Origin of the sequence: Rhodopirellula sp. UBA1907 (genome assembly GCF_002337565.1) — a bacterium.
Taxonomy (GTDB): Bacteria; Planctomycetota; Planctomycetia; order Pirellulales; family Pirellulaceae; genus Rhodopirellula; species Rhodopirellula europaea.
This window is the reverse complement of the sequence record NZ_DDGH01000074.1, coordinates 100,073-101,103: the sequence shown is the minus strand read 5'-3', so window position 1 is coordinate 101,103 and position 1,031 is coordinate 100,073. Positions and strand designations below refer to the sequence as shown.

The window sequence follows — 1,031 nt, the reverse complement described above, 5'->3', positions numbered from 1 at the left end:
CGAGGCATTGCTGAAGATGCGTGGCCAAGAGCGGATGCGGTTGGAACACACCCATGACGTCGAGGCAATCAAGTTCCTTGAGGAGATGTTGGAAAACATCCAAAAGCAGCTCCAAAGCGTTGAAAAACGCCTTGAGGCGATTCTCAAGGAGCTTGCCAAAGAGGATCCCAAGGTCAATATCCTGCTCAGTCACACCGGTGTCGGCAAGGTCACCACGAGCGTGCTGCTCACTCGGTTGCCTGAGTTGGGAACGCTGAACCGAAAGCAGGTGGCCAAGCTTGTTGGCGTCAGTCCGATCGCCAACCAGAGTGGCAGGAAGGATGGCAAGCGTCCGATTCGCGGCGGACGACAAGATGTTCGCAACGCGATGTACATGGCGGCTAATTCGGCACGCAGACATGATCCGGCGACCAAGGCGTTTTACGAACGGCTTCGCGGTCAAGGCAAGCCTTTCAAGGTGGCGATGGTCGCTTGCATGCGGAAGATGCTCTCGACGCTCAATCAAATGGTTCGCAACGGAGAAACCTTTGACGCGACGAAGTACGCCTCCATGGCCGAGGTGCAATCCTGTCGCTAATCCACCAAAGCGTTGCCGCGAGTCCCTTTCGCGTCGCCTTCACGTTGGCCTGCGCTAGCGGTTGAGGCCAGCGTGAAGGCGATGTGGAAGGGAGGGCCCCTTTTGCCGAGCCCGATCGAGGTCGCACCGCCACAGGCAACCACCACCCAAAGTGAAAGGGGGCAGCCGGCCATCGAAACAAGCCCGACAACCGGCGGCCCGACGTACTCGCGTGTTGCCACGCGGTACCAGTCTGAAAGTTTAATCGAAGCGAGCTTTTACCCAAGAGCCCGCCGTTGGAAATGCTGCGCAGAGAACGCCACGGAATCAAAAAATTTAAGATTTTTGATCGCTCACACTTGCCAGATTCATTACGGTCGCTCTCCCCAAAACTTCGTTTCGGGAGAGGTTCTCAAATTCTGAAACCCGCTAAAACGCGGCATCGATAAACTGCACGACCTCCGCAGTTGGGGAG

At 56.5% G+C, this 1,031-nt stretch carries 1 protein-coding gene; it reads left to right on the top strand.

The features are described from left to right. Positions 1-577, top strand: a 577-nt coding sequence (locus tag B2R17_RS16480; RefSeq protein WP_286764838.1) for a transposase, incomplete at its 5' end; no start/stop codon positions are given. Positions 578-1,031: the final 454 nt, after the last annotated feature.